The organism is Pseudoalteromonas prydzensis (assembly GCF_011050055.1).
Taxonomy (GTDB): domain Bacteria; phylum Pseudomonadota; class Gammaproteobacteria; order Enterobacterales; family Alteromonadaceae; genus Pseudoalteromonas; species Pseudoalteromonas prydzensis_A.
In genome coordinates this window covers 18,784-42,463 of the sequence record NZ_DRGM01000185.1, presented here as the reverse complement: position 1 = coordinate 42,463, position 23,680 = coordinate 18,784, and the positions used below count along the sequence as shown (strand labels likewise).

The 23,680-nt window shown below is 41.8% G+C and carries 16 protein-coding genes; 13 read left to right on the top strand and 3 right to left on the bottom strand.

The features are described from left to right. Nucleotides 1-343: 343 nt before the first annotated feature. Nucleotides 344-1,780 carry a 16S rRNA (cytosine(1407)-C(5))-methyltransferase RsmF gene (gene rsmF / locus ENH88_RS18450; RefSeq protein WP_304184506.1) on the bottom strand — a complete coding sequence of 479 codons (1,437 nt, stop codon included), beginning with the start codon at nt 1,778-1,780 and terminating at the stop codon, nt 344-346. A 266-nt stretch (nt 1,781-2,046) separates the two neighbouring features. On the opposite strand from rsmF, the gene ENH88_RS18445 reads away from it, so the two are divergent. The 8 genes from ENH88_RS18445 (at nt 2,047) to ENH88_RS18410 (ending at nt 15,283) form a co-directional block, all read left to right on the top strand. Then, entirely contained in the window at nt 2,047-2,751 is a 705-nt protein-coding gene (locus ENH88_RS18445; protein WP_304184505.1) for a GntR family transcriptional regulator, read from the top strand. A 68-nt stretch (nt 2,752-2,819) separates the two neighbouring features. Then, complete coding sequence (gene prpB / locus ENH88_RS18440) at nt 2,820-3,692, top strand: methylisocitrate lyase (RefSeq protein WP_064667053.1); 873 nt, start codon at nt 2,820-2,822, stop codon at nt 3,690-3,692. Between the two features lie 24 nt (nt 3,693-3,716). Next, nucleotides 3,717-4,841, top strand: a complete 1,125-nt coding sequence (prpC, locus tag ENH88_RS18435; protein ID WP_304184504.1) for a bifunctional 2-methylcitrate synthase/citrate synthase — start codon at nt 3,717-3,719, stop codon at nt 4,839-4,841. 128 nt (nt 4,842-4,969) lie between these two features. Further along, complete coding sequence (gene acnD / locus ENH88_RS18430; protein ID WP_304184503.1) at nt 4,970-7,576, top strand: Fe/S-dependent 2-methylisocitrate dehydratase AcnD; 2,607 nt, start codon at nt 4,970-4,972, stop codon at nt 7,574-7,576. Nucleotides 7,577-7,585: 9 nt separating this feature from the next. Continuing rightward, complete coding sequence (gene prpF, locus ENH88_RS18425; protein ID WP_304184500.1) at nt 7,586-8,761, top strand: 2-methylaconitate cis-trans isomerase PrpF; 1,176 nt, start codon at nt 7,586-7,588, stop codon at nt 8,759-8,761. 420 nt (nt 8,762-9,181) lie between these two features. Further along, entirely contained in the window at nt 9,182-12,253 is a 3,072-nt protein-coding gene (locus ENH88_RS18420) for a hypothetical protein (protein WP_304184498.1), read from the top strand. A 57-nt stretch (nt 12,254-12,310) separates the two neighbouring features. Continuing rightward, nucleotides 12,311-13,402 (top strand): hypothetical protein, encoded by a 1,092-nt coding sequence (locus ENH88_RS18415; protein WP_304184497.1) that lies wholly within the window; start codon nt 12,311-12,313, stop codon nt 13,400-13,402. 9 nt (nt 13,403-13,411) lie between these two features. Beyond that, nucleotides 13,412-15,283, top strand: coding sequence for a hypothetical protein (locus tag ENH88_RS18410; protein ID WP_304184494.1), 1,872 nt, complete (start codon nt 13,412-13,414; stop codon nt 15,281-15,283). 40 nt (nt 15,284-15,323) lie between these two features. Here the strand turns inward: ENH88_RS18410 and ENH88_RS18405 are convergent, their stop codons facing one another. Together ENH88_RS18405 and glp are read right to left on the bottom strand one after the other, a co-directional pair. Then, nucleotides 15,324-16,166 (bottom strand): substrate-binding periplasmic protein, encoded by an 843-nt coding sequence (locus tag ENH88_RS18405; protein WP_304184492.1) that lies wholly within the window; start codon nt 16,164-16,166, stop codon nt 15,324-15,326. A 166-nt stretch (nt 16,167-16,332) separates the two neighbouring features. Continuing rightward, nucleotides 16,333-17,553, bottom strand: a complete 1,221-nt coding sequence (gene glp / locus ENH88_RS18400) for a gephyrin-like molybdotransferase Glp (protein WP_304184491.1) — start codon at nt 17,551-17,553, stop codon at nt 16,333-16,335. 47 nt (nt 17,554-17,600) lie between these two features. On the opposite strand from glp, the gene modA reads away from it, so the two are divergent. From modA to ENH88_RS18375, 5 genes are all read left to right on the top strand, one after another. Next, nucleotides 17,601-18,350 (top strand): molybdate ABC transporter substrate-binding protein, encoded by a 750-nt coding sequence (modA, locus tag ENH88_RS18395; protein WP_304184490.1) that lies wholly within the window; start codon nt 17,601-17,603, stop codon nt 18,348-18,350. Continuing rightward, nucleotides 18,344-19,036 (top strand): molybdate ABC transporter permease subunit, encoded by a 693-nt coding sequence (gene modB / locus ENH88_RS18390; protein WP_304184489.1) that lies wholly within the window; start codon nt 18,344-18,346, stop codon nt 19,034-19,036. Before modA ends, modB begins: the two co-directional genes overlap by 7 nt. Next, nucleotides 19,023-20,048, top strand: coding sequence for an ATP-binding cassette domain-containing protein (locus ENH88_RS18385; RefSeq protein WP_304184488.1), 1,026 nt, complete (start codon nt 19,023-19,025; stop codon nt 20,046-20,048). Before modB ends, ENH88_RS18385 begins: the two co-directional genes overlap by 14 nt. A gap of 223 nt (nt 20,049-20,271) precedes the next feature. Next, the gene (locus tag ENH88_RS18380) at nt 20,272-21,741 is read left to right on the top strand and encodes a NarK family nitrate/nitrite MFS transporter (protein WP_304184487.1); all 1,470 of its coding nucleotides are present in this window, start codon (nt 20,272-20,274) and stop codon (nt 21,739-21,741) included. A gap of 10 nt (nt 21,742-21,751) precedes the next feature. Next, on the top strand, nt 21,752-23,524 hold the full coding sequence (locus tag ENH88_RS18375) for a bifunctional protein-serine/threonine kinase/phosphatase (RefSeq protein ID WP_304184485.1): 1,773 nt from the start codon (nt 21,752-21,754) through the stop codon (nt 23,522-23,524). Nucleotides 23,525-23,680 lie beyond the last annotated feature (156 nt).

Sequence of the window (23,680 nt, the reverse complement as noted above, 5' to 3'; positions counted from 1 at the left end):
TATTTTTTATTCATTATAGAAGCAACAAATTACTGTAAAAGCAATCGATTATCAAAAATTACGACTATTGGATAATAACGCGAGGTAAAAAAATGCCCAGAACGGATCCGCATTGTTCTGGGCTTAGGGGATGGCTCTAGTGAGCCTGCGCTAACTTTAAAAACACCTTCTAAATTCATTAAGGGAGAAGTAGAAAGTAATATTAAGTGTAGTTAACAGATGTAAAAATGCCCAATAAATGATTAAATTTTATACTGCTTGTAAAACAGCTATTTGCATAAAAATCACCGTATCAGTACAAAATTTATCCATTGCTTGTGGTCAGCTTATGCACAGCTTATTCTCACCAGGTTATTAACTGATTATTTTGTACCAGATCCCGAGGCAGGGAATTTTTAATTTTATTTTTTTGCCATTTACCCAGCCCGATCGGACAGCCACATAAGGTGAGAACTACTTCACCTAGGGTATTGGTTGGTTTGTCTAAACGGATATCTTTGCCTTGAAAATAATCATTAGCTTGCTGATCAGTCAATGCGAAGCGATTACTTTTACAACGATTGCCAAACACAGTGGCAAATTCGTGATTTAGCCGTACGCCATTTTTATGGATCATGCCTAGCTGGATCCCTAAACGCGCGTACTTTATTTTATTTTCAATGGCAGCAAACTCTTCTGGAAACAACCACAGCTCTTTATCCCGTTGCATTAACGAACCGCTCAGCGCCGTGATGCCAAATTGTTTTTTTAATTCAGCGTAAAAAGCCTGGCTGGGCTTTTTGTCAAACGGCTGAAACGGAAATGCACCTTTTTTAACTTTTTGATTGGGGTTGTCGCAACTGGCAAGCTTTTTAAATTTAGCAATAAAAAACCCTTCACTGTCGAATGTTTGCGGCCAAACATGTAAATAACCCTCTGCTGTTGTAGCGCGCTCAGCACCTGCAAATAAGTTATCTAAGGGTTGCACGGCCAATTGCTCAGGAAACTCATTTAAAAGGTACTCACACACTTGTTGGTTTTCAAGCGGTGTCAATGTGCAGGTTGAATAGACTAACGTGCCACCTGGTTTTAATGCATAAAAGGCACTTTTGATCAGATCCTTTTGTACTTTTGCGATATCAATATTTGATTCGATTGACCAGTTTTTTAACGCATCTGCGTCTTTGCGCACGGTACCTTCGCCTGAGCAGGGGGCGTCGAGTAAAATACTGTCAAAGCATTCAAACATGTAGTCGCCAAAAATCACTCCATCAAAATGGGATAAGGCACAATTACCCACCCCCATGCGTTTTAAGGTGGCACTGAGTACTTTTAACCGTGATGACGATAATTCATTGGCAACCAGTACGCCTTGGTTATCCATTAGTGCGGCGAGCTGTGAGGTTTTAGAGCCTGGCGCCGAGGCCATATCAAGGACATGCTGTGCCTGGGCTAATGACTCTTTTAGTGCCATAGGTGGCAACATGGAGCTTGCTTCTTGCACATACATAGCACCACTTAAATGTAAATCGGTATTACCCAGTGCCAGTGCTTGTTCTTCCTCTGCAGGGCGCTCTAACCAAAAACCTTCTTCGCACCAAGGCACAGGTGTTAACTGCCAGCCTTTTTGTTCAGCAATACGTTTAAATTCAACAACCGACATTTTTAAGGTATTGACGCGAATTGATTTACGCAGTGGCCTGCGACAGGCACTAATAAAATCAGCGAGATCCAAGTGCTCAGGTATATAGGTGTTTACGTCATCGATAAAATGCTGGGGAATATACGTGTTGGCGTCCAAGACTAAGCTCACAGATAAAAATAAAAGCGCATTTTAGCACTTTTAACGCACAAGAGCAGCGCCTGAGTTGAGATTTTAACAGTACTTGCCATGTCGACAGTTTTCTTGGTTTACGGTATTTAACGGCCAAATTAACCATTATAAATTTAAGTTATGTCGACAATAATTGTGTTTTTGTAATTTTTCTGCTGAATTAGGCTTGACTCTGTTAGCACGAACTACCATAGTGTCAATACGAATTGTCGACAATCTTAAAGAAGTGATTAATGACCCAAGATGCTTTTAGCGAAACACTCATTACCACAGCCTCAGATCAAGTGTTTGTAGATATGCGCCGTGAGATAGTTGAAGGCAGCATTGAGCAAGGCAGTAAAATTTCTGAGCCGGAGCTGGCAAAGCGTTATGGCGTAAGCCGTGCCACATTACGCGAAGCATTAAACCGCCTTGAAAGTTGTTACTTGGTTGAGCGAAAAGCCAATGTAGGATGTCGGGTTGTTGCCTTGACCGCTGAGCGGTTAATCGAAGTATACCAAGTACGCAGCGCCCTCGAAGGCTTAGCCTGTCGTTTAGCTGCCGACAATATGGCACCCGATGAAGTGCAAAGTTTAAAACAATTACTTAATCAGCATTTACAAACTCAGCGAGTCAAAGAAGGTGAGTCTTACTACCAAGAAGCGGGCGATTTAGATTTTCATTACCGGATTATTAAAGGCAGTAAAAATGACCACCTTATTCATTTATTGAGTAACGGGCTTTATCAGTTAATTCGTATGTATCGAGTGCAAATGGGCATGGTTGGGCCGCGCGTATCAAAAGCGTTTGATGAACATTTAGCTATTATCAATGCGATTGAAAATCACGATGGTGAGTTGGCTGAGTTATTAATGAAGCGCCATATCAGTGCATCGCAAGCCAACATACAAACAAAATTTAACTTACATGTCGCGCAAAATGAGCGCGCAGAGCAGTAAAAAACGTCATATTAAACCATTAAAAAATACAAGTTGTTATAGAGCAACCCCGTTCAAAGGAGACAGCAATGTCAGCAGGATCAAAGTTCAAACAGGCGATTGCCAATAATCATCCACTGCAAGTGGTGGGCACAATCAACGCATACACTGCGATGATGGCTGAAAAAATGGGCCATCAAGCTATTTACTTATCAGGTGCGGGAGTGGCGAATGCCTCTTTCGGTATGCCTGATCTCGGTATGACCAGCCTTGATAATGTGCTGGAAGATATTCGCCGTATTACTGGTGCCAGTGACTTGCCACTGTTAGTGGATGCCGATACCGGTTGGGGCGGGGCGTTTAATATTGCCCGTACAGTAAAAGAAATGACTAAAGCGGGGGCTGCAGGGTTTCATATTGAAGACCAAGTAGCACAAAAGCGTTGTGGCCATCGTCCTAATAAAGAAATAGTCTCGCAAGCGGAAATGGTTGACCGTATTAAAGCGGCGGTTGATGCAAAAACGGATAGCGATTTTTACATTATGGCGCGTACTGATGCGTTTCAAAAAGAAGGTTTAAATGCCGCGATTGACCGTGCAGCTGCCTGCGTTGAAGCCGGTGCCGATGCGATATTTGCAGAAGCCGTACACGACCTTGCTGATTATCAAGCATTTACCAAAGCGCTTAGCGTGCCTGTTTTGGCCAACATTACAGAGTTTGGGCAAACGCCAATTTATACTAAAGAGCAGTTAAGTGATGTGGGTGTGCAACTGGTGCTTTACCCGTTAAGTGCGTTTAGAGCGATGAATAAAGCGGCATTAAATGTGTATTCAGCTATTTTAAATGAAGGCTCACAACAAAGCCAAATTGAAAACATGCAAACACGTGCTGAACTGTATGACTTTTTAGACTATCACAGCTATGAAAACACCCTTGATAGCCTTTTTTCAGCAAATAAATAATAACAACATTTAAGGAGAACACTCATGGTCGATAAAGCATTAGGTGGCGCAGGTTTACGTGGTCAAGTAGCGGGTCAAACAGCATTATGTACAGTAGGGCAAACTGGCTCAGGTTTAACTTACTGTGGTTATGATATTGCAGAGCTTGCTAAAAAAGCACAGTTTGAAGAAGTATCATTTTTACTCTCACGTGGTGAACTACCCACTGCAGCCGAACTTGCAGAATATAAAGCAAAACTCAAAAGCCTACGCGGCTTGCCAACAGCACTGAAAACAGTGCTTGAGAATATTCCAAAAGACGCGCATCCAATGGATGTGATGCGTACCGGTTGCTCTATGTTGGGTAACCTTGAAATGGAGCATGATTTTAGTCAAGCGAATGATGCTATTGACCGTATGGTTGCGGTATTCCCAAGTATTATTTGTTACTGGTATCGCTTTACTCATGATGGCGTGCGTATTGAAACGCAAACTGATGATGATTCAGTCGGCGCGCACTTTCTAACGTTATTACATGATAAAGCACCGTCTGAATTATTTGCACAAGTGATGAACGTGTCGCTTATTCTCTATGCAGAGCATGAGTTTAATGCTTCGACCTTTACCGGTCGTGTCTGTGCATCCACCTTATCTGATATTCATTCGTGTGTAACGGGTGCCATTGGTACGTTACGTGGGCCACTACATGGCGGCGCGAATGAAGCTGCGATGGATATGATTGAAGGCTTTACAGATGCCGATCATGCAGAGCAAGAAATCATGGGCATGTTAGCGCGTAAAGATAAAATTATGGGCTTTGGTCATGCTATTTACCGCGAATCAGATCCACGTAATGTGATCATTAAACAATGGTCTGAAAAACTCGCTGCAGAAGTAGGTGACGAGGTACTTTATCCCGTGTCAGTGCGCTGTGAAGAAATTATGTGGCGTGAGAAAAAATTATTCTGTAATGCCGATTTTTTCCATGCTTCGGCGTATCACTTTATGGGTATCCCAACGAAATTATTTACCCCTATTTTTGTGATGAGCCGGGTTACAGGCTGGACTGCGCATGTAAAAGAGCAACGCGCTAATAACCGTATTATTCGTCCAAGTGCTGATTACACCGGGCCGGAAGCACGCAGCTATACGCCGATTGAATTACGTTAAGACATAGGGTGGGCGCATATGAGCCCACCGTTTTTTGCACATAGCCTTGAGCTGACAGTTTTTCTCAAACTTTCCTTAAACACGCTACCTGTGTGCAGCCACCGTCACCCAATTTAGCGAGTCTTACCATGACTATTATTAATAACAGCCAATACCGAAAACCGTTACCAAATAGCAACGTCGATTATTTTGACACGCAAGCCGCGGTTGATGCTATCAAACCGGGCGCATATGCAACATTGCCTTATACATCCCGTGTATTAGCAGAGAACTTAGTGCGTCGCTGTGACCCCGATATGCTCAACGATGCGCTCAAACAAATTATAGAGGGCAAGCAAGACTTAGATTTCCCATGGTACCCAGCGCGGGTAGTCTGCCACGATATTTTAGGGCAAACCGCTTTAGTTGATTTAGCAGGCCTGCGTGATGCCATTGCAGCCAAAGGCGGCGATCCGGCGAAAGTTAACCCTGTGGTACCAACACAGCTGATTGTTGATCACTCATTAGCCGTTGAATACGCAGGGTTTGATCCTGATGCTTTTGAAAAAAACCGCGCTATTGAAGATAGACGCAACGATGACCGTTTCCACTTTATTAATTGGACCAAAACTGCGTTTAAAAATATTGATGTGATCCCACCGGGTAACGGCATTATGCATCAAATCAACCTTGAGAAAATGTCGCCGGTGATCCAAAACCGCGATGGGATTGCTTTTCCTGATACCTTAGTCGGTACTGATAGCCACACACCGCATGTTGATGCGTTAGGTGTGATTGCAGTTGGTGTGGGCGGTCTTGAAGCCGAAAGCGTGATGCTTGGCCGCGCCTCTTATATGCGTTTGCCTGATATTATTGGTGTTGAACTCAGTGGTAAGCGCCAGCCTGGTATTACGGCAACAGATATTGTGCTTGCGATCACCGAGTTTTTACGTGGCCAGCGTGTAGTATCAAGCTATTTAGAGTTTTATGGTGAAGGTGCCGATGCACTGACTTTAGGGGATCGTGCCACAATTTCAAACATGACCCCAGAATTTGGTGCCACCGCCGCGATGTTTTATATCGATCAGATGACCATTGATTACTTACGCCTTACAGGGCGTGAAGAACAGCAAATTGCGCTCGTTGAAAATTACGCAAAAACCACCGGTCTGTGGAGCGACAGCCTAAAAACAGCGCAGTATGATCGGGTATTAAAATTTGATCTATCAAGCGTTGGCCGCAACATTGCTGGACCGTCAAATCCGCATCGTCGTGTTGCAACCAGTGACTTGGCAGCGCAGGGGATCTCTGGAGTGGTTGAAAATGAAGCAGGTTTAATGCCGGACGGCGCCTGTATTATTGCTGCTATCACTAGTTGTACAAATACTAGTAATCCACGTAACGTCATTGCAGCTGGTCTTATTGCGCGTAATGCTAACGCCAAGGGCTTAACTCGCAAGCCATGGGTTAAAACCTCATTAGCACCGGGTTCAAAAACAGTGCAATCGTATCTTGAAGATGCCAAATTACTGTCAGAACTAGAGCAACTTGGTTTTGGTATTGTTGGCTTTGCCTGCACCACTTGTAATGGTATGAGTGGCGCGCTTGATCCCGTTATTCAACAAGAGGTGATAGATCGTGATTTATACGCCACGGCAGTGCTTTCGGGTAATCGTAATTTTGATGGCCGTATTCACCCGTACGCTAAGCAAGCATTTTTAGCGTCTCCGCCATTAGTAGTTGCCTATGCCATTGCAGGAACTATTCGTTTTGATATTGAAAAAGACGTACTGGGTAAAGATCAGCAAGGTAACGATGTTACGCTAAAAGATATTTGGCCGTCGGATGAAGAAATCGATGCGGTTATTAAACAAAGCGTAAAACCTGAGCAGTATAAGAAGGTTTACGAGCCAATGTTTAATTTAACCGTTGATTACGGTGAAGATAACGACCCACTTTACGATTGGCGCCCACAAAGTACGTATATTCGTCGCCCGCCATATTGGGAAGGGGCGCTTGCTGGTGAGCGCACCATGAAAGGCATGCGTGCATTAGCGGTGCTTGGCGATAACATAACAACGGACCATTTATCGCCCTCGAATGCAATTATGGCCAACAGCGCAGCAGGTGAGTACTTAACACATATGGGTGTGCCAGAAGAAGACTTTAACTCCTATGCCACGCACCGTGGCGATCATTTAACGGCACAACGGGCAACCTTTGCTAATCCTAAATTACTTAATGAAATGGTGATTGAAAATGGCGAAGTGAAACAAGGCTCTTATGCGCGTATTGAGCCAGAGGGCACAGTTACTCGGATGTGGGAAGCAATCGAAACCTATATGCAGCGTAAACAACCATTAATTATTGTTGCTGGGGCTGATTATGGCCAAGGTTCTTCACGTGATTGGGCAGCCAAAGGCGTGCGTTTAGCCGGTGTTGAAGTTATCGCGGCTGAAGGCTTTGAGCGCATTCACCGTACTAACTTAATCGGCATGGGTGTATTACCGCTGGAATTTACAGCGGGCACTACCCGTAAAACGCTTAAGCTAGATGGCAGTGAAAGTTACGACGTAGCAGGTGAGCTAACTCCAGGTGGAAGCGTTAATTTAATCATTACGCGAGTCGATGGCGAAGTACTCACGGTGCCAACCAAATGCCGAATCGATACCCAAGAAGAATTATCTATCTATGCCGCAGGCGGTGTATTACAACGCTTTGCGCAAGACTTTTTAGAAGCCACGCAAAGCGTATAAGGAATTGTGATGACATTTAAACCACAAATTAAAGTGCCTGCCACCTATATGCGCGGTGGCACCAGTAAAGGGGTGTTTTTTAATTTAACTGATTTGCCAGAGGCTGCCCAAGTGGCGGGCTCTGCGCGCGATAACTTGTTATTGCGTGTGATTGGTAGCCCAGATCCATATGGCAAGCAAACCGATGGTATGGGCGGGGCGACTTCTAGTACCAGTAAAACCGTTATTTTAAGTAAAAGTGAGCAAGTTGATCACGATGTTGATTACTTATTTGGCCAAGTTGCTATTGATAAAGCGTTTGTTGATTGGAGCGGGAACTGCGGTAATTTAACCTCGGCGGTAGGCGCATTTGCGATTAGCAATGGTCTTGTTGACGCTAGCCGCATTCCCGAGAACGGTGTGGCTGTAGTGCGGGTTTGGCAAGCGAATATCAAAAAAAGCATTTTAGTACACGTGCCTATAAGCAATGGTGAAGTACAAGAAACCGGTGACTTTGAACTCGACGGCGTGACATTTCCCGCCGCTGAGGTAAAACTTGAGTTTATCGATCCTGCCGATGGTGATGGCGCGTTATTTCCTACAGGCAATATTGTTGACGACCTCGAAGTAGCAGAGTTTGGCGTACTAAAAGCGACCATGATCAACGCCGGCATTCCCACCATATTTGTTAATGCGCAGGATATTGGTTACACCGGCACTGAGCTGCAAGATGATATAAATAATGACGAACAAGCGTTAGCTAAGCTTGAGTCTATTCGTGCTCATGGTGCCGTAAAAATGGGCTTGATCGGTCATATTAGTGAAGCGGCAGCGCGTCAACATACACCAAAAGTGGCCTTTGTCAGTAAGGCAAACAGCTATGTAGCATCAAGTGGCAAAGCGATCAGCCAAGACAGTATTGATCTACTGGTTCGCGCTATGTCGATGGGTAAGCTGCATCATGCCATGATGGGCACAGCTGCTGTTGCAATCGGCACAGCAGCTGCGATAGCAGGATCGCTCGTTAATATTGCTGCGGGCGGCGGTCAACTAAGCGAAGTGAACTTTGGTCATCCTTCTGGCACTTTAAAAGTCGGCGCAAAAGCACAGCTGATTGATGGTGATTGGCAAGTAACAAAAGCCAGTATGAGTCGAAGCGCTCGAGTACTTATGGAAGGTGTAGTGCGGGTGCCTGAAGTCAATTAAGGTACAAATAAACTTGCAAGTGGCTGCCAAGCCACTTTTCCCCTGTGTTTATGTGAAAAAATGTAAACAGCATTGCATATAATTATATCATCCAGTTAACAATCCTCCATTGTATCTGCTCATTCTAAAGTAGAATAATTCAAATTCACAACATAAAAAACTGTTTATTAAGGGTTTTATTTTTAATTTGTTAGCTGCGATGCATTTAGTTAGTTAATTTTCCCTACCAATAATTAAAATTACATTTTTCCATTAATTGTCATATATTGGTGGTAAGTTGATAACATGTAATAACAAATGTAGTTTATTAGGTTGCTTTGATACAGATTGATACATAATTTTAACTTAAAAGACTGTTGATAATAATCTAGGCTACGTTTTAGTAATGATATTTGCTAACAAGCACTCAAGGAGATTTTCATGGCGAAAAGAATAATAAAGTTTACCCCAATTGCGGCCTCGGTTGCATTGACTCTCGGTTTAACCGGTTGTGGTTCAGATAATGATAATAACAAATACACACCTGATCCAGTTACTGTTTATACAAGTGAGGTCAGTACTAATTTCAATACTCAAGTATCAGGTAAAGCGGTAAAAGGGTCGTTGATGAATGCGGTAGTGACCGTATCTACTTTAAATGATGCGGGTGAATCTGTGCCGGTTGCATTTCGTTTAGAAGCGGCAGCAGATGCCAGTTATGCTGCTGAGTCGACCACCTCACAAGCGGATGCAGATGCAAAAGCACTTGCTATGCTAACGGCTGCTAATCCCGCTGATGTAATAACATCAGCGACTGGTGGTTATAGCATTTATCTCGAAGACGGTTTTACTGGTCCACTTTATATTACGGTTAGCACATCTAAAGAAGGTGACGACAGCATGGTGAAGTGTGATGCATTCACTGGCTGTGGTGCTTATGGCAGCGCACCTGAAGTGTCAGATGTAGCTGGTATGGTTAACAATGGTGATAGCGCGATTGATTTTGGCGAATGGTATAAAGACGATCTTGAATTACAAGTTGTTAAATTTATTCAGGCGCCATCGCCAGTTGCTGCGAGTGTTCGTGGTATTAATTTTGCGGAAGGTGATGGCACTGGTGTTGAGCAATATTTTGCTAATGTGACTCTTTACACAAGTATTGCTGCAAAAATGCTTCTTGATGGCGCTAAAGATGGCTCTGCAGTGTCAGATGAAGCCGTTGCCGCAGCAAGCTTAAAAACCTTGATCCAAATATTAGGTCCTGAAGCTGCAATTAAAGCCGCAGCTTTGTTAGGTGATGTGTCACTAGGTGGTGCTGTTGATTTCAGTGATATTGGTGATGGCGATTCGCTTGATGCAGGTACTTTGGCATTAGTGCAAACAGCTGTTTCTTTACAGTCTGTTGCTGGCGCTGGTGCTAATGGTTCATTAAAAGAGCTGATTGCAAGCCTATCTGCAGCGGTTAAAGAAGGCAAAGTAAGCAATAGTGACAATGATATTGTGCAAAAGATTGCAGCTGAACTACAAAAAGCAGTTGAGAATACTAGCCTTATTTTTGCCGCAGTAGTAACAGGTGAAGGTGTAGATGAAGCTTTTGCGAAAGTAGCTGAAAACTTAGGTATTACTGATGTTGATGCGATTGCAAAGTTAAGAGATAAAGCGACTAAAGCGGTACAGAAAGTTCAGGAAAAAGCAAAAGAAAAAGGTCTTGATAAAGACTTAAAAGAAACGGCTAAACAACTTAAAGAAGTACTTAAGAAAATTGGCTGTGATGACAACTGTGACGCAGGCGATGATTTTATTGCGAAAGTTGCGGCGGAATTAGAGTTACAAGTAACAGCTATGACAGCTGAATTAGCAACTGCAGCTACTTCCGTTTCAGCGGGAACAGCTGAACTTAAAACAGTTAAAGAATTGGGGAATGCTGGTTTAGATACAACGGATAAAGTACTTGCTTACAGTTCCGCCGTATTCACTTTATCGGGTAATAAAGTAGCGTATAGCCAGTTGCAAGTCGAGCTCTCTGCAGCGCTTAATTCAGCCACTTCAATTGTCAGCACTGCCGCAGGTTTAGGGGATGAATATCAGCAACTAACAGATAAATCAGAGGCGTTAGTTAGTGCCGTAACAGCACAACTTTCAGCCGTTGCTACGTTAATTGAAGGTATTGCAGAAGAAGAAGCACGTTCCAATGAGGCTGTAGCAGCATTTGAATTAGCACTAGATGCTGCCAAAAGTAATGCTATTGTTGCTAATACCGCACTAGGTTCAGCTGATTCAGCTGCAATGGTTGCTCAAGCCGATTTATTGATGGCTATGATGGCTGTTGATGCAGCAATGCTCGATACAAAAGAAAATGCTGTAGCTGCTTTTGCATCAGCACAATCTGCAATTACCCAGGCTATGGCTCTTAGTACGAAAGCAAATGAACTTACCAGTACTGCTACCCAAGCTGAAACTGCTGCAGCATCGTTAGCTGCGATTGCTTCCGAAGAAAGTGATGAAACAATGGCCGCTGAATTATCAGCAGCTGCAAAATTAAGTACTGCGTTTGCAAATGAACTTGCAGATCAAGCCGCTGCTGCTATTACAACTGCTACAACTCTTGAAACAAATGCTAAATCCACAATTGCTAAGTTTGAGCTGTTAGTTAAGGTAAAAGCAGGAACAGAACAAGCGCGTAGTGCTACGCTTATAACTAAAACTGGTGGCCAAGCTTTATTTGATATTTCAGAAGTAATCTACGACGTATTGACTGAAGCATGGGATTATGGCGATGAAGGAATCGATGTAGTTTCAACTCGCTATCCAGCTTGGACTTACAGTTTTGATAAAGATGATTTAGAGCTGGATCTTATGAATACAGTAACAGGCGAAAAGGTTACTGTGAATGGCTCCATCAACAACAAAGCACTTATTTTTGCTTTTGGTGGTATGATAAAAAGCGAAGATGGTGCGGTTATTAAAATCGAAACACTACCTAACATGAGTGATGCTTTAGAAGATTGTGTTGATGCTTACTATGGCGCAATCTCAAAAGAGCAATCTGACTCATGTTTAGCAATTGACTTTGAGGAAGAAGTTAACTCAGATACGGCGATTGATGGAACTGTATTAGCTGTAAATGGTTGGAGCAGAGTCGAAATAATTGATGGTGACTCTGGTTTTGTGGGTACACTTTCATTAGCAGGAACCGACTCCTCTAATTTAGCTGCAATTACGGCTTCAGGATTAACTTCAGGCCTTAACTTTACCGCAACTATTTCTATTGATGGTAACTATCAAGAAGACTTTTACGGATTAGAAATTCAATTGCATACTGGGTTTGGTTACCAGTTGTTCATTGGCGCTCCAGATGGTGAATATTTCTCTGGGTCTGTTAATGCCAATTTCAATGGTATGATCACGGAATTCGGTACTGTAACAGAAATTACCAATGGTATTTCTGTTGAGTATATCGATGGTGAAATTATCGATTACACAGATATTAGTTTCTTAGATTCATCGAAGTAACGTACAAATAAGAGGGAGAGTTGTTCTCCCTCTTACATAATAACAAGTGAAATAAGTATGAAAAAAAAAATTCTCACGTTAGGATTTTCCGCATTTTTAATCACCCCAGTTAGTCACGCAGTAGAGCAATTGCAAATTTTCACCACCCTTGATTCAGAAGTGTATACTGAAACACAACCCGTTACTGCGTTTATTGATGACTTTGATGCTCCTCTCACATCAGGCGACAGCGCATTTACTTATAATGTGTTTGAGTTTGGTGTTGGCTATGGAAATTTTAAAGTCGGTTATCAAAATCGTTTTGACTATGTTTTAAACTTTGATGCTGATACAGCGCGTTATTTGCATACCGAAAAAAATGACCTGCCTTTTGAAGATAGAAATTACGTTTATTACCTTGATGGTAAGCAAGCAACTACTAATGGATTGTTTATTTCTTATGACTTTCAATTTTTAGATTCTGAGGCATTAACCATCACGCCTAAATTAACCGTTTTTGCCAGTACACACTTTCAAGATCTGAAAGTCGATGGCACGGTTTACAGTGATGAGATCCAAGGCGCATTAACAGTCGACTCTTACTTTTCAAAAGATATTTTATTTAAGCGATTTACTCCTGATGAGAACCCATCCGGCTTAGGATATAGTGTTGATTTAGCAGTTAATTGGAAAATAAATCAAGATTTAACCATCGGGATACTTGCACAAGACTTACTGTATGAAACCGAGTATGAAAACAGTGGTTTTGCAAATGGTTATACAACAGAGGTGCCGTTTACCGAAAACGACGATGGCGATATTGTCACTGAGCCAACAGTACGTTTAGCAACGTCTGAATATGGTAACGAAGTGACGCATAAGTTTGATATGCCAGTGCGCATAAAAGTCTATGCGGATTATCGTATTAACGATGTGTTCTCGACAGAGTTGATGGTTAAACGGTTTGATCAAGATACCTTTTCGCAATTAAAAGCACGTATGCATTTTTGGGATCATTGGGCCGTGATTGCTGGTTATGAAACAAAAAGTGAAGCTGTTTTGCTTGGTATCGAAAATGATTATTTTGGTTTAACTATACAAACCGACAATATTGATATTGATAAAGCCTATTATGCCAATGTTAATTGGTATGTGAAGTTAGCATTTTAAGGACTTGTGATGTTTAAAAAACTTATATCAGTTAGTTTACTTATGTCATTAGTTGGTTGTGGTGGCTCGTCAGACGATAAAACCACAGATACTTTACCTGTCATGCTGGAAACGTCTTCAACGGTAAGCTTTTATATTGCACCTTGGCAGGCTAAATCGGGTACGTTAACGCTTATTAATGATAGTACTGGGAGCGTAGAAAATAGTGACGTTGTAGATATTAATAATGTCACGTTACCAGCCGCAACATTAAATTTTCATCGCGTTGAATTCGTCTCAGATGGCACAACGCTACCTTGCCCAAGCTTTGCTGGTTGTGGTCGTACCTTTAGAGATAACCCGTATGATGAAAACAGCAACCGGCGTATTGATTATCAAGAAGTGATGGATATGACATTGAGTTATCGGGCTGACTTTGTTGCAGCCCCAGGGGAAAATAAGCTGTATTTATCGCCAGTCAGTTCACTAATTAGCGATGATAATTTAGATATTACCTTAGAGAGTTTAAGTGCGACGCCTTTTTATCATCTTACGCATAGTCAGTTAAATGATAACCTTGAAGCCGAATTATTAACTAACGCATTGACCTTTGGTGTTATTTTAAAAACAGCCGCTGACATTGAGGAGAGTTTAAATACAACTGGTAATAGTGTTATCGAACAACCCGCCCAGCTAGCAAGTTTGCCATTTTATCGCACCTATGCAGAGCGTTATGTGTCAGAAAACTTACTGAACGTGGAAGGTAACCCGTTACTACAATCAGTGGTTGGTGAAGTTAAACAAAAACTGGCAAGTATTGGTGATGCTGAAAACATCGCGCAACGAGAACTCAGTCAGCAGCAATTACATTCCAAAGAACTACTAGAAGATGTGCGTAATATATTAGGTGTTGCGCGGCTGCAAGAGCAAAAATACAGTGATGAACTACTCCAAAATTTAACTGAATTTAAAGACATTTTAGATGAAGAATCGCAACAGACGCTGATCGTTCTGGCTAACGTACTTTATGATGTTATCTATAATTTTTCGCCACTAAATGATACGGATGCAGGTATTTATACTTTACAAGGGCTAACTATAGATTATCAACAATCGCCTTACTCTTGGGCTATTAGTGGTCAGTATGATAACCATGCTGTAGAAATAGATTTAACTATTCCACAGTGGCAAATAAGTGGACTGTTGGGTAATAAAGTCTCCGGTGTTATGAGTGCGAAAGTAACCGGCCAAGATACGCAATTAAATGTAGATGTGAGTGACTTAGTAGTGTCATTTGATGGAACTGACGATCCATTCTCTGATGAACAAAGTGACACTACCGGGCAACTAACAATTGCAACAAACGTTACATTAGAAAATGAGATCAGCAGGCTGACAGGTGATATAAATCTAACGGCTAATCGCTTTGTCACCCCTTTTGAAGAACTTGTGACTGTGTTAGCGGGCTTTGATTTTAAAGGGCAGTTGGACAGTGCTAGTCAAACAACCCTGTTTAATTTACAAGCTATAGAAGCAACGCCATTTATTAATGAAGCAACACAAAACCTGGTGTTTGCTGTGCAATTGATGATGCCATTAAATGGCGCTAAAGATTTTCAACTTGCGTATGTGGGCAATTTGAATCGTTTAGCTGAGATTAACAATGCAAAAATTGCCTTACGATTAAAAAATAGGGCGCTTGAAATCAATCTACGTACGGTAGGAAATAATATCAACGCAGTGATCAAAGGTGCGCAAGGGCGTTGGTTAGACGTTAAACAGAAAGGCCGTAATTACAGTGGCGGATTATATTTTGGCGACACGCAAATCGCAGATGTAACAGCGGTAAGAGGTGTACCGGGTATTTTATTCCCTGATGGCACATTTGAGTCGTTGTTTTAATAATATAAAGGCGCTTATTTGCGAACATTTAAGCGCCCAGTTATTTGCGGCTACACTGGTGTTTCTTTTCTTCAATATAGCTTAAAAGTTCATCTTGCTCTTTCATTTTATTTATCTCGTTATTGAGATCGGCTAAAATTTCCTGCCACTGTGGGTTGGCTTTACTTACCGAGTAATATAAAGGCTTGTAAGCAAGTGCAGGGGACAATGCCACCAGCGCATTTTTCATTTGCTGTTTTTCTGTTTCGAAGAGCTGAGACTTTTCAATACTTGCAATTAACACGTCAAAATCAGCTACAATCAAGTCAACCCGCAGGTTCATGAGTAAATGAATTTGCTGGAACTCATTGTTAGCAACAATGGTACTAATTTGTTTTGAGTTAATCAGTTTGTCGAGTTCTGGGGTGTTTTTATACGAGCGAACGACACCAATAGTTTGATCTTTTATTGACTCTAAACTGCCGTCATAGTTTGACTTTCTGCCGCTTAGTCCGATCAGTGACAAGTTGCCACCGGGTATAGCCGTGGATAAAGCCATTAAGTCGTTACGTGTTTTACCTTGCCTATTTTCTGACATAACTTCAGCATCAATAAAATACTCAGGAAACAAAATATCCGCATTGCCTAATTCCGCAGCTCTAAGCGCTCGCGCCCATGGGAAAAACTCTATATGCACACCATAGCCTTTTTGCAGCAGTAGTTTAACGGTTAGTTGAAAAAGCCAGCCATTGTTGCAAAGTGATTCATCAATATAGGGGGGCCAATTTAAAGTGACTAGCTTTAAACGTTTTTTGGCCTCAATATTATAAGCATAGCCATATTCATAGCGTACAGCTGGTGCAATGATCGTTTGCTCACCGACTTGATAAGCAACAGTGGTCATAGTCGCGTGGGTGCACCCACTGAACAAAAATAAAAAGAGTAAGTACTTTCTCATTTATTTGATAAGTTTTTGTAATTATTCTTACAGCTTAGTCGCATATGTACATTTAACAACTTAAAAAGGCGATAACTAAAGCTAATAAAAAGAATAAGTTGCTAATGCCCATCTATTTAAACATTTCAATTTCCACCCGCGTGCCTTCAGCTACATCTGCTGAATCCGCTGGGAGGACGATAAAGCAGTTTGCCTTACTCATCGATGTCAGCACGCCAGAACCTTGATAAGGCAGCGCGCTTACCGTGTAAAAGCCTTCGTTATCAATCGTTGCAATCGCTCTTTGAAAATCAGTGCGCCCTGGGCGTTTTTTAATTGCTGTAGTGGTAATAGCAGTGAGTCTATTTGTTTGTTTTGCGCGAGGTTGGGCCGAGAGGTAATTAAGTGCAGGGCACACCAGTTGCATAAAAGTCACCATTGCAGAGACTGGGTTGCCAGGTAAACCAAAAAAATAGCTGTTAGGAAGTTTACCAAACGCAAAAGGCTTACCTGGTTTCATGGCTATTTTCCAAAATCCGATCTCACCAATCTCGTTCAGCACTTCCTTAGTATAATCAGCATCACCTACAGAGACCCCACCAGAACTTATAATGACATCTGCAGTTACATCAGCCGTTAAAAATGCGTCTTTTATCGCTGTTTTAGTATCTTTAATGATCCCTAAGTCAATAACGTCAAACGCAAGCTTTTGCAGTGATGAAATAAGTACCGGGCGATTGCTTTCATAAATTGCACCGGCTTTTAATGGCTGTCCTGGCAGTGTTAGTTCATCACCGGTTGAAAATACAGCGACTTTTAATTTTTTGTAGACAGTTAATTGCTCAATGCCCAGCGAGGCAAGTAAACCAAGATCAACAGGAGTTAACTTATGGCCAATGGTTAAAACGGTTTCACCTTTAGTGATGTCTTCACCGGCGCGGCGGATATTATCGGCCATTGTTATTTTTTGATTTATCGTGACACAGTTACCTACTTTAGTGGCGTTTTCTTGCATGATGACTGCATCACAGCCTTTCGGGATGGGGGCGCCAGTCATAATTCTAACGCACTCGCCTGGGCGTAACTGCGGCGCAAAGTATTCGCCAGCAAGCACGGTTCCCACAAGTTGATAGCTGTTAGATGACGATTGATAGCAAATAGCGTAGCCATCCATTGCAGAATTATCATGAATAGGCACATTTATGTCAGAGATCAGCGCTTTGGCTAAAACCCTATCTAAAGAATTGCAAAGGCTGAGCTGTTCATGTTGTGCAATGGGTTTTATTGTCGATAAGATATTTTCAATTGCGTCTTCAACCGATAATAAAGCGGATGCATTAAAGCAGTCATTCATATATATTGATTCTTCATATTCATTAGATAATTAAAACAATACTCATAATGTCAATGCTTTACAATAGAGTCTGTTACTATTTTTGGTTTGTGTTATTACTCAATATTAATAGCGTATCGGCAACAGAAAACCTGCATATTGCTGTTGCCAGTAACTTTAAAGCCCCTTTAGAGCAACTTTTAAATAAAGCCCCTTTTGCTGATGAAATTGAAATAACCCTGTCAGCTGGCGCAAGTGGTGTATTGTATTCGCAAATAATTCATGGTGCGCCTTTTGATATGTTTTTTTCAGCCGATGCTAAAAGGCCGGCATTACTAAAGCAACAAGAGTTAATTATTAACGGCAGTACTCGTACTTACGCAACTGGCGTACTGGCACTTTGGCAACCTGCACTAAATTCGACAAACTCTTATATAGCCATAGCTAACCCGCGTTCTTCGCCTTATGGCGAAGCTGCAAAATATTATAACGACCATCATCTTAAAACCAACTTATCATTTGTATTGGCGCATAATATTACGCAGGCATTTCAGTTTGTAGACAGCGGCAATGCGGGGCAGGGCATTGTTGCTTTGGCTAGTTTAAAAGCAGCGTATCAGCAACACGCTAATGATAAATATTTAGCATATACGGTGCTCCCTTATCAGCAGTACCCAGCCATAACGCAACAAGTTGTGGTGTTAAAATCAACTGACAATTTAGCCGCCGCTAATAAGGTACTGAGCTATTTACTCTCCCCCGCAGTGCAAAGTGAGATCACAGAACTCGGCTATCAAAAGGCCTGTAGCCAATGCTAGAGACAGACTTTACTGCATTATTTTTGACTGTGAAATTAGCGATTATTACCTCCGTGTTGTTGCTCATTATTTGCTTCCCAATCGCGTGGCTATTATCAAACTATACAGGTCGTTTGAAACCGTATTTTGAAGCAGTTATTGCCCTACCGCTCGTGTTACCCCCAACATTACTTGGCTTTTATTTGCTGGTGGCTTTTTCACCTAACACACTGCTTGGCGAGTTTTGGCAAAGTCTGACGGGTCATCAGCTCGCCTTTAGTTTTTCGGGGATTGTATTAGGCTCACTGATTTACTCACTGCCTTTTGTTATGCAACCTTTATTGGTCGGCTTTAACCAAGTAAATAGTCAATATAATAACGCGGCGATTGCGCTTGGCTTTAGTGCTGCAAAGCGGTTTTTCTATTTATTGATCCCGTTACTTAAAAGTACGATTTTAAGTGCCTTTTCGCTCGGTTTTGCCCATACACTTGGCGAGTTTGGCTTAGTGTTAATGATTGGCGGCAATATACCTGGTGAAACCCAAGTCGTTTCAATTGCTTTATATGATCACGTTGAAGCGCTTAATTATCAAGCAGCCCATGAGTTATCACTGATTTTATTTGCAATTTCATTTGCTTGTTTAGTTTTACTGTTTAAGTTTAATAGAGCAAGCCTTGGCTTTCGAGGGTCGAATGCTGCACGTTAATGTTAATCGGCCACTTAAAAACTTTGTTTTGGATGTCGAGTTTGCTATTGAACAGGGCGTGATTGTTGGCGTTTATGGTCCGTCAGGTGCAGGTAAGTCGAGTTTATTAGCTGCAATTAGTGGTGTCAGCGCTGGGCAGTCTGTTACTAATAACCAGCTAAATTTAGCAACGCTTGCACCAGATAAACGCGGTATTTGCTTACAATTGCAAGCGTGTCCGTTGTTCCCCCATTTAAATGTGCAGGGAAATTTAAATTTTGCCTATAAACATCGACCTAAAAATAATAACCAATTAGCAATCGACGAGATTGTCTCGTTACTAGGAATTGAAGACTTGCTAGACCGTGAGGTTGGCAGCTTATCTGGGGGAGAGCAGCAACGAATTGTGTTTGCTAGAACTTTATTACTTGGCCAGAGTATTATTTTGCTAGATGAGCCTTTTTCTGCGCTCGATTGGCAAAAAAAACAGCGCTTTCTTTCGGCAATTAAATACTTAGCAAAGAATAAAAATATTACTTTTATTATTGTCAGTCATTCCCTGAAAGAGCTTAGTTATTGCGCTGATAAACTACTGCAATTAAGCCGAGGAAAAATAATTCGATTTGGCGATACCGAGGTTATTAGCCAACATATAAATAATGAACAGGGCACTACACATTTTAGCTTTATTAATTTTCAGCAAGCTAGTCAATTAGCTGAGTATAATTTAACAAAAGTCACGCTTAGCCAAAGCCAACAAGTACTTTATATCAATCAGTTTGATGATCGAAACAGCTATAAAATTTGTGTCAACGCGAATGATATCAGTGTTAGTACAGTGCCGGAAAAAAATAGCAGCTGTATAAATAGCCTGCAATGTACGTTTGTGGGTTGTCAGCTGCAGCAGCATGAAGCGCTACTGTATCTTGATGTTGATGGGCAAACTTTATTGTGCAGTCTCAACCCGCTGGCATGGCAGCAACTGGCAATAACAACAGGGCAAACCTTGTATGCACAACTGCACGCAATTTAGCCCGCGATTTTGCACCGATACAGCACATTAATATTCCTTTAATAGTGCAACAGGCTTACTTTTTATAATTTTAAAACCCTACCTTATTGAAATTATTGTAAATAATTTTATGGCTTATAATTTGCTCGCTCTTACCTGCTTTTAACTTACTTAGAACTAAAAAACAGTATTAAAAGTATTTTAAGATTTTATTCTAATAAAAATAGCGTCAGGAGCGTGCCGCATGCAGCAAACTACAGGATTCAATTTATTATCATTTCGGGGCAAGATGAAAGTGCTTCATCTTAGTTGGATGGTTTTTTTCGTGTCATTTTTTGTCTGGTTTAATCATGCACCTATGCTAGGTGCAATAGCCGTATCACTGGGGATCAGTATGGCTGAAGTTAAAACCTTACTGATTTTGAATGTCGCATTAACGATACCGGCACGGGTGGTGGTGGGTATGCTCACCGATAAATATGGCCCGCGTATTGTTTATTCTGCTTTACTTATTACCTGTAGTATTCCGTGTTTTATGTTTGCCGCAGCCACAACCTTTGAACAAGCTGCAATTGCACGTTTTGCGCTGGGGTTTATTGGTGCAGGCTTTGTGGTCGGCATTCGTATGGTCAGTGAGTGGTTTCCTGCTAATGAGCTTGGTATCGCCGAAGGTATTTACGGTGGTTGGGGTAACTTTGGTTCAGCCGCAGCCGCGATGTCACTGCCTGCGATTGCGCTGCTATTTGGCGGTGAAGATGGCTGGCGTTATGCGATTGCTGTTACGGGGGTAATTAGCATCCTATTTGGCCTTATTTGGTTTTTTAATGTGACCGATACCCCAAAGGGAGCAACCTATTTTAAACCGAAAAAAATAGGCGCAATGGAAGTAACCAGTAAAGGCGATTTTGTATTACTGCTGATCATGAAAATTCCTATGTATGCGGCTATGGCATTACTTAGTTGGAAACTTTCGCCCAGTGGTGCCAATCTTATTTCTGCTAACTTTGTAACAGGCGTTTATGTACTACTAATTGCACTTTATGTGTATGAAGTATATAAAACCTACGATATCAATAAAGCCATTTTTAAACACCCAGTACCAGAGTCACAGCGCTATGAGTTTAAGCAAGTTGCTGTGCTGAATATTTTATATTTTACAACGTTTGGCTCAGAGCTGGCGGTTATTTCTATGTTGCCACTATTTTTTAGTGAGGTTTTTGCCCTTGATATGGTTTATGCCGGATTACTCGCTTCTGCTTATGCTTTTATGAACCTTGCATCGCGCCCAGGTGGTGGTTGGATCTCCGATAAACTCGGACGCAGAATAACCTTAATTGTGCTAACCATAGGTTTAGCGGTAGGCTATTTAGTGATGGGGCTGGTTGATGCGAGTTGGCCGCTGTGGCTAGCTGTTGTGGCTGCAATGGCGTGCTCGTTCTTTGTGCAAGCCGGTGAGGGCGCTGTTTTTGCGGCGGTGCCACTTATTAAGCGTCGCTTAACTGGGCAAATTGCCGGTATGACAGGTGCTTATGGTAATGTTGGGGCGGTGGTGTATTTAACGGTATTATCAATGGTTGACTATCAAATGTTCTTTTTTGTCATTGCGGGCAGTGCATTAGTGGGGCTGATAGCGTTAATGTTTATGCAAGAACCAAAAGGCCATATCACAGAAGTGAATGAAGACGGTTCGGTTGAATTAATTTCTGTTACTTAAGGCAAATAAGATGATAGCTGAAACCGCCAAAGCGAGCAGCCAAGTTAATAAACGCATTGTTAATGAGCATGCTATAAATGAGCTACAGGTGTCATTTGGCGGGCATTCAGCGCCAGGCAATAAAGCCGATAATCAAGACGCTTTTGCAGCCCTGCATACCAAAGGACATGAGCGTGATTACAAAGGGATTGTTGCGTGTATTGCGGATGGTTGTTCAAGCGCTAAATTTGCCAAAGAAGCGGCTAATTTAGCGGTCAGTCACTTTATTAATGAATATTTAGCTACCGAGCCTAGTTGGTCGGTAAAAAAATCAGTCTCTAAAGTGCTGGCCAGTTTAAACTTGTGGCTTTATTCGCAAACGCCGACCAATAGCCAACAAATGCACCGTCAAGCCCATTGGATGACTACTTTTAGTGCACTGATATTAAAATCAACCAGTGGCTATATTTTTCATTTAGGTGACACGCGTGTTGCGCAATTACGCGATGGTGAACTGACTCAATTAACCCGGGATCATAAAGTTAATCAGCATTTAACCAAAGCATTAGGGGCAGAGTTACATCAAGAGGTTGATGTTTATCAGTTTGAGCTAAAACAGCATGATATTTATGTATTGAGCTGTGATGGCGTGCACGACTTTGTTACTCAAACACAATTTATAGAGTGTATTAATAATAACCATGATCTAGAAGCTGCGGCTAAAGCAATCACACAGCGTGCGATTGCACAAGGCAGTGACGACAACGTGAGTTGTTTACTGGTGAAAGTGCAGCAGATCCCCAAAAAATGTTTAGATGAACGATACCGCGATCTTACGAAACGTAAAATTCCAGCGGTATTACAGGTTGGTCAGCAGCTTGATCAGTACAAAGTACTGCGGCAAATATACGCCAGCACTCGTTCACATATTTACTTAGTGCAAAGTAACGAGTATGCCGCACCGGTAGTATTAAAAACGCCCTCTATAAACTTTGCAGAAGACCTCCATTACTTGCAAGGGTTTATGCGTGAAGGGTGGGTTGGCCAGCGTATTAACCATCCCAATGTTATGAAAGTGCTTAGCACTGCCGACGACAGTGTTTTTTTATATCATATTTGTGAATACATGGATGGCCAAACTCTAAGACAATGGCAAGCAGACACACCCGAGCCACAACTGAGCCAAGTGCGAAATATTGCCTTGCAAATCGTGCAAGCTTTGCGCGCTTTTCAGCGCCTCGATATGGTTCATCGTGATTTAAAGCCAGATAACGTGATGATTGATGCGCACGGTAACGTAACTTTGATTGATTATGGCACCGTAAAAATTGCCGCCATGCATGATGATATTAATCAAATAGTGGATGAATGCCCGCAAGGCACACTCGGTTACACAGCCCCTGAAACACTACTCACTTTAAACGCCGATTTTAAAAGTGACTTATTTTCACTTGCTGTGATTATCTACGAACTATTATCTGGGCAGTTACCGTATAAATCGTTATCTTCTACTTCACAAACACCTTCAGGTAGCACTTTTTGGCATTATCGCAGCATTCGTGACTACCGTAGTGATATCCCCTTTTGGTTCGATCAAACGTTAATGAAAGCCACGGCGGTAAAGCCTGAGCATCGCTATAGTTCATTTTCAGAGTTTATTAACGACCTCAATACCCCTAACTCACAGCTGAGTATGACGGTAATAGACAAACCCTCTTTTTATCAGCGTAACCCAGTGATGGTATGGCAAGTGATCGCGATTTGTTTGTTCCTTTGCTTACTCACGGTGCTGATCATTAAATAACTAGCAGTATCACTGTGGTGCAAGTAATGGATCCTAGTGGTGCTGTACCTAACTTTCAATATTTTTTTAAAAGTTAAGTTGTTGTATATATTATATTTAAATGTTTGGTATAGCCCTTGCTTTAATTGTTAATAACAATAAATACATAGCAAGTAA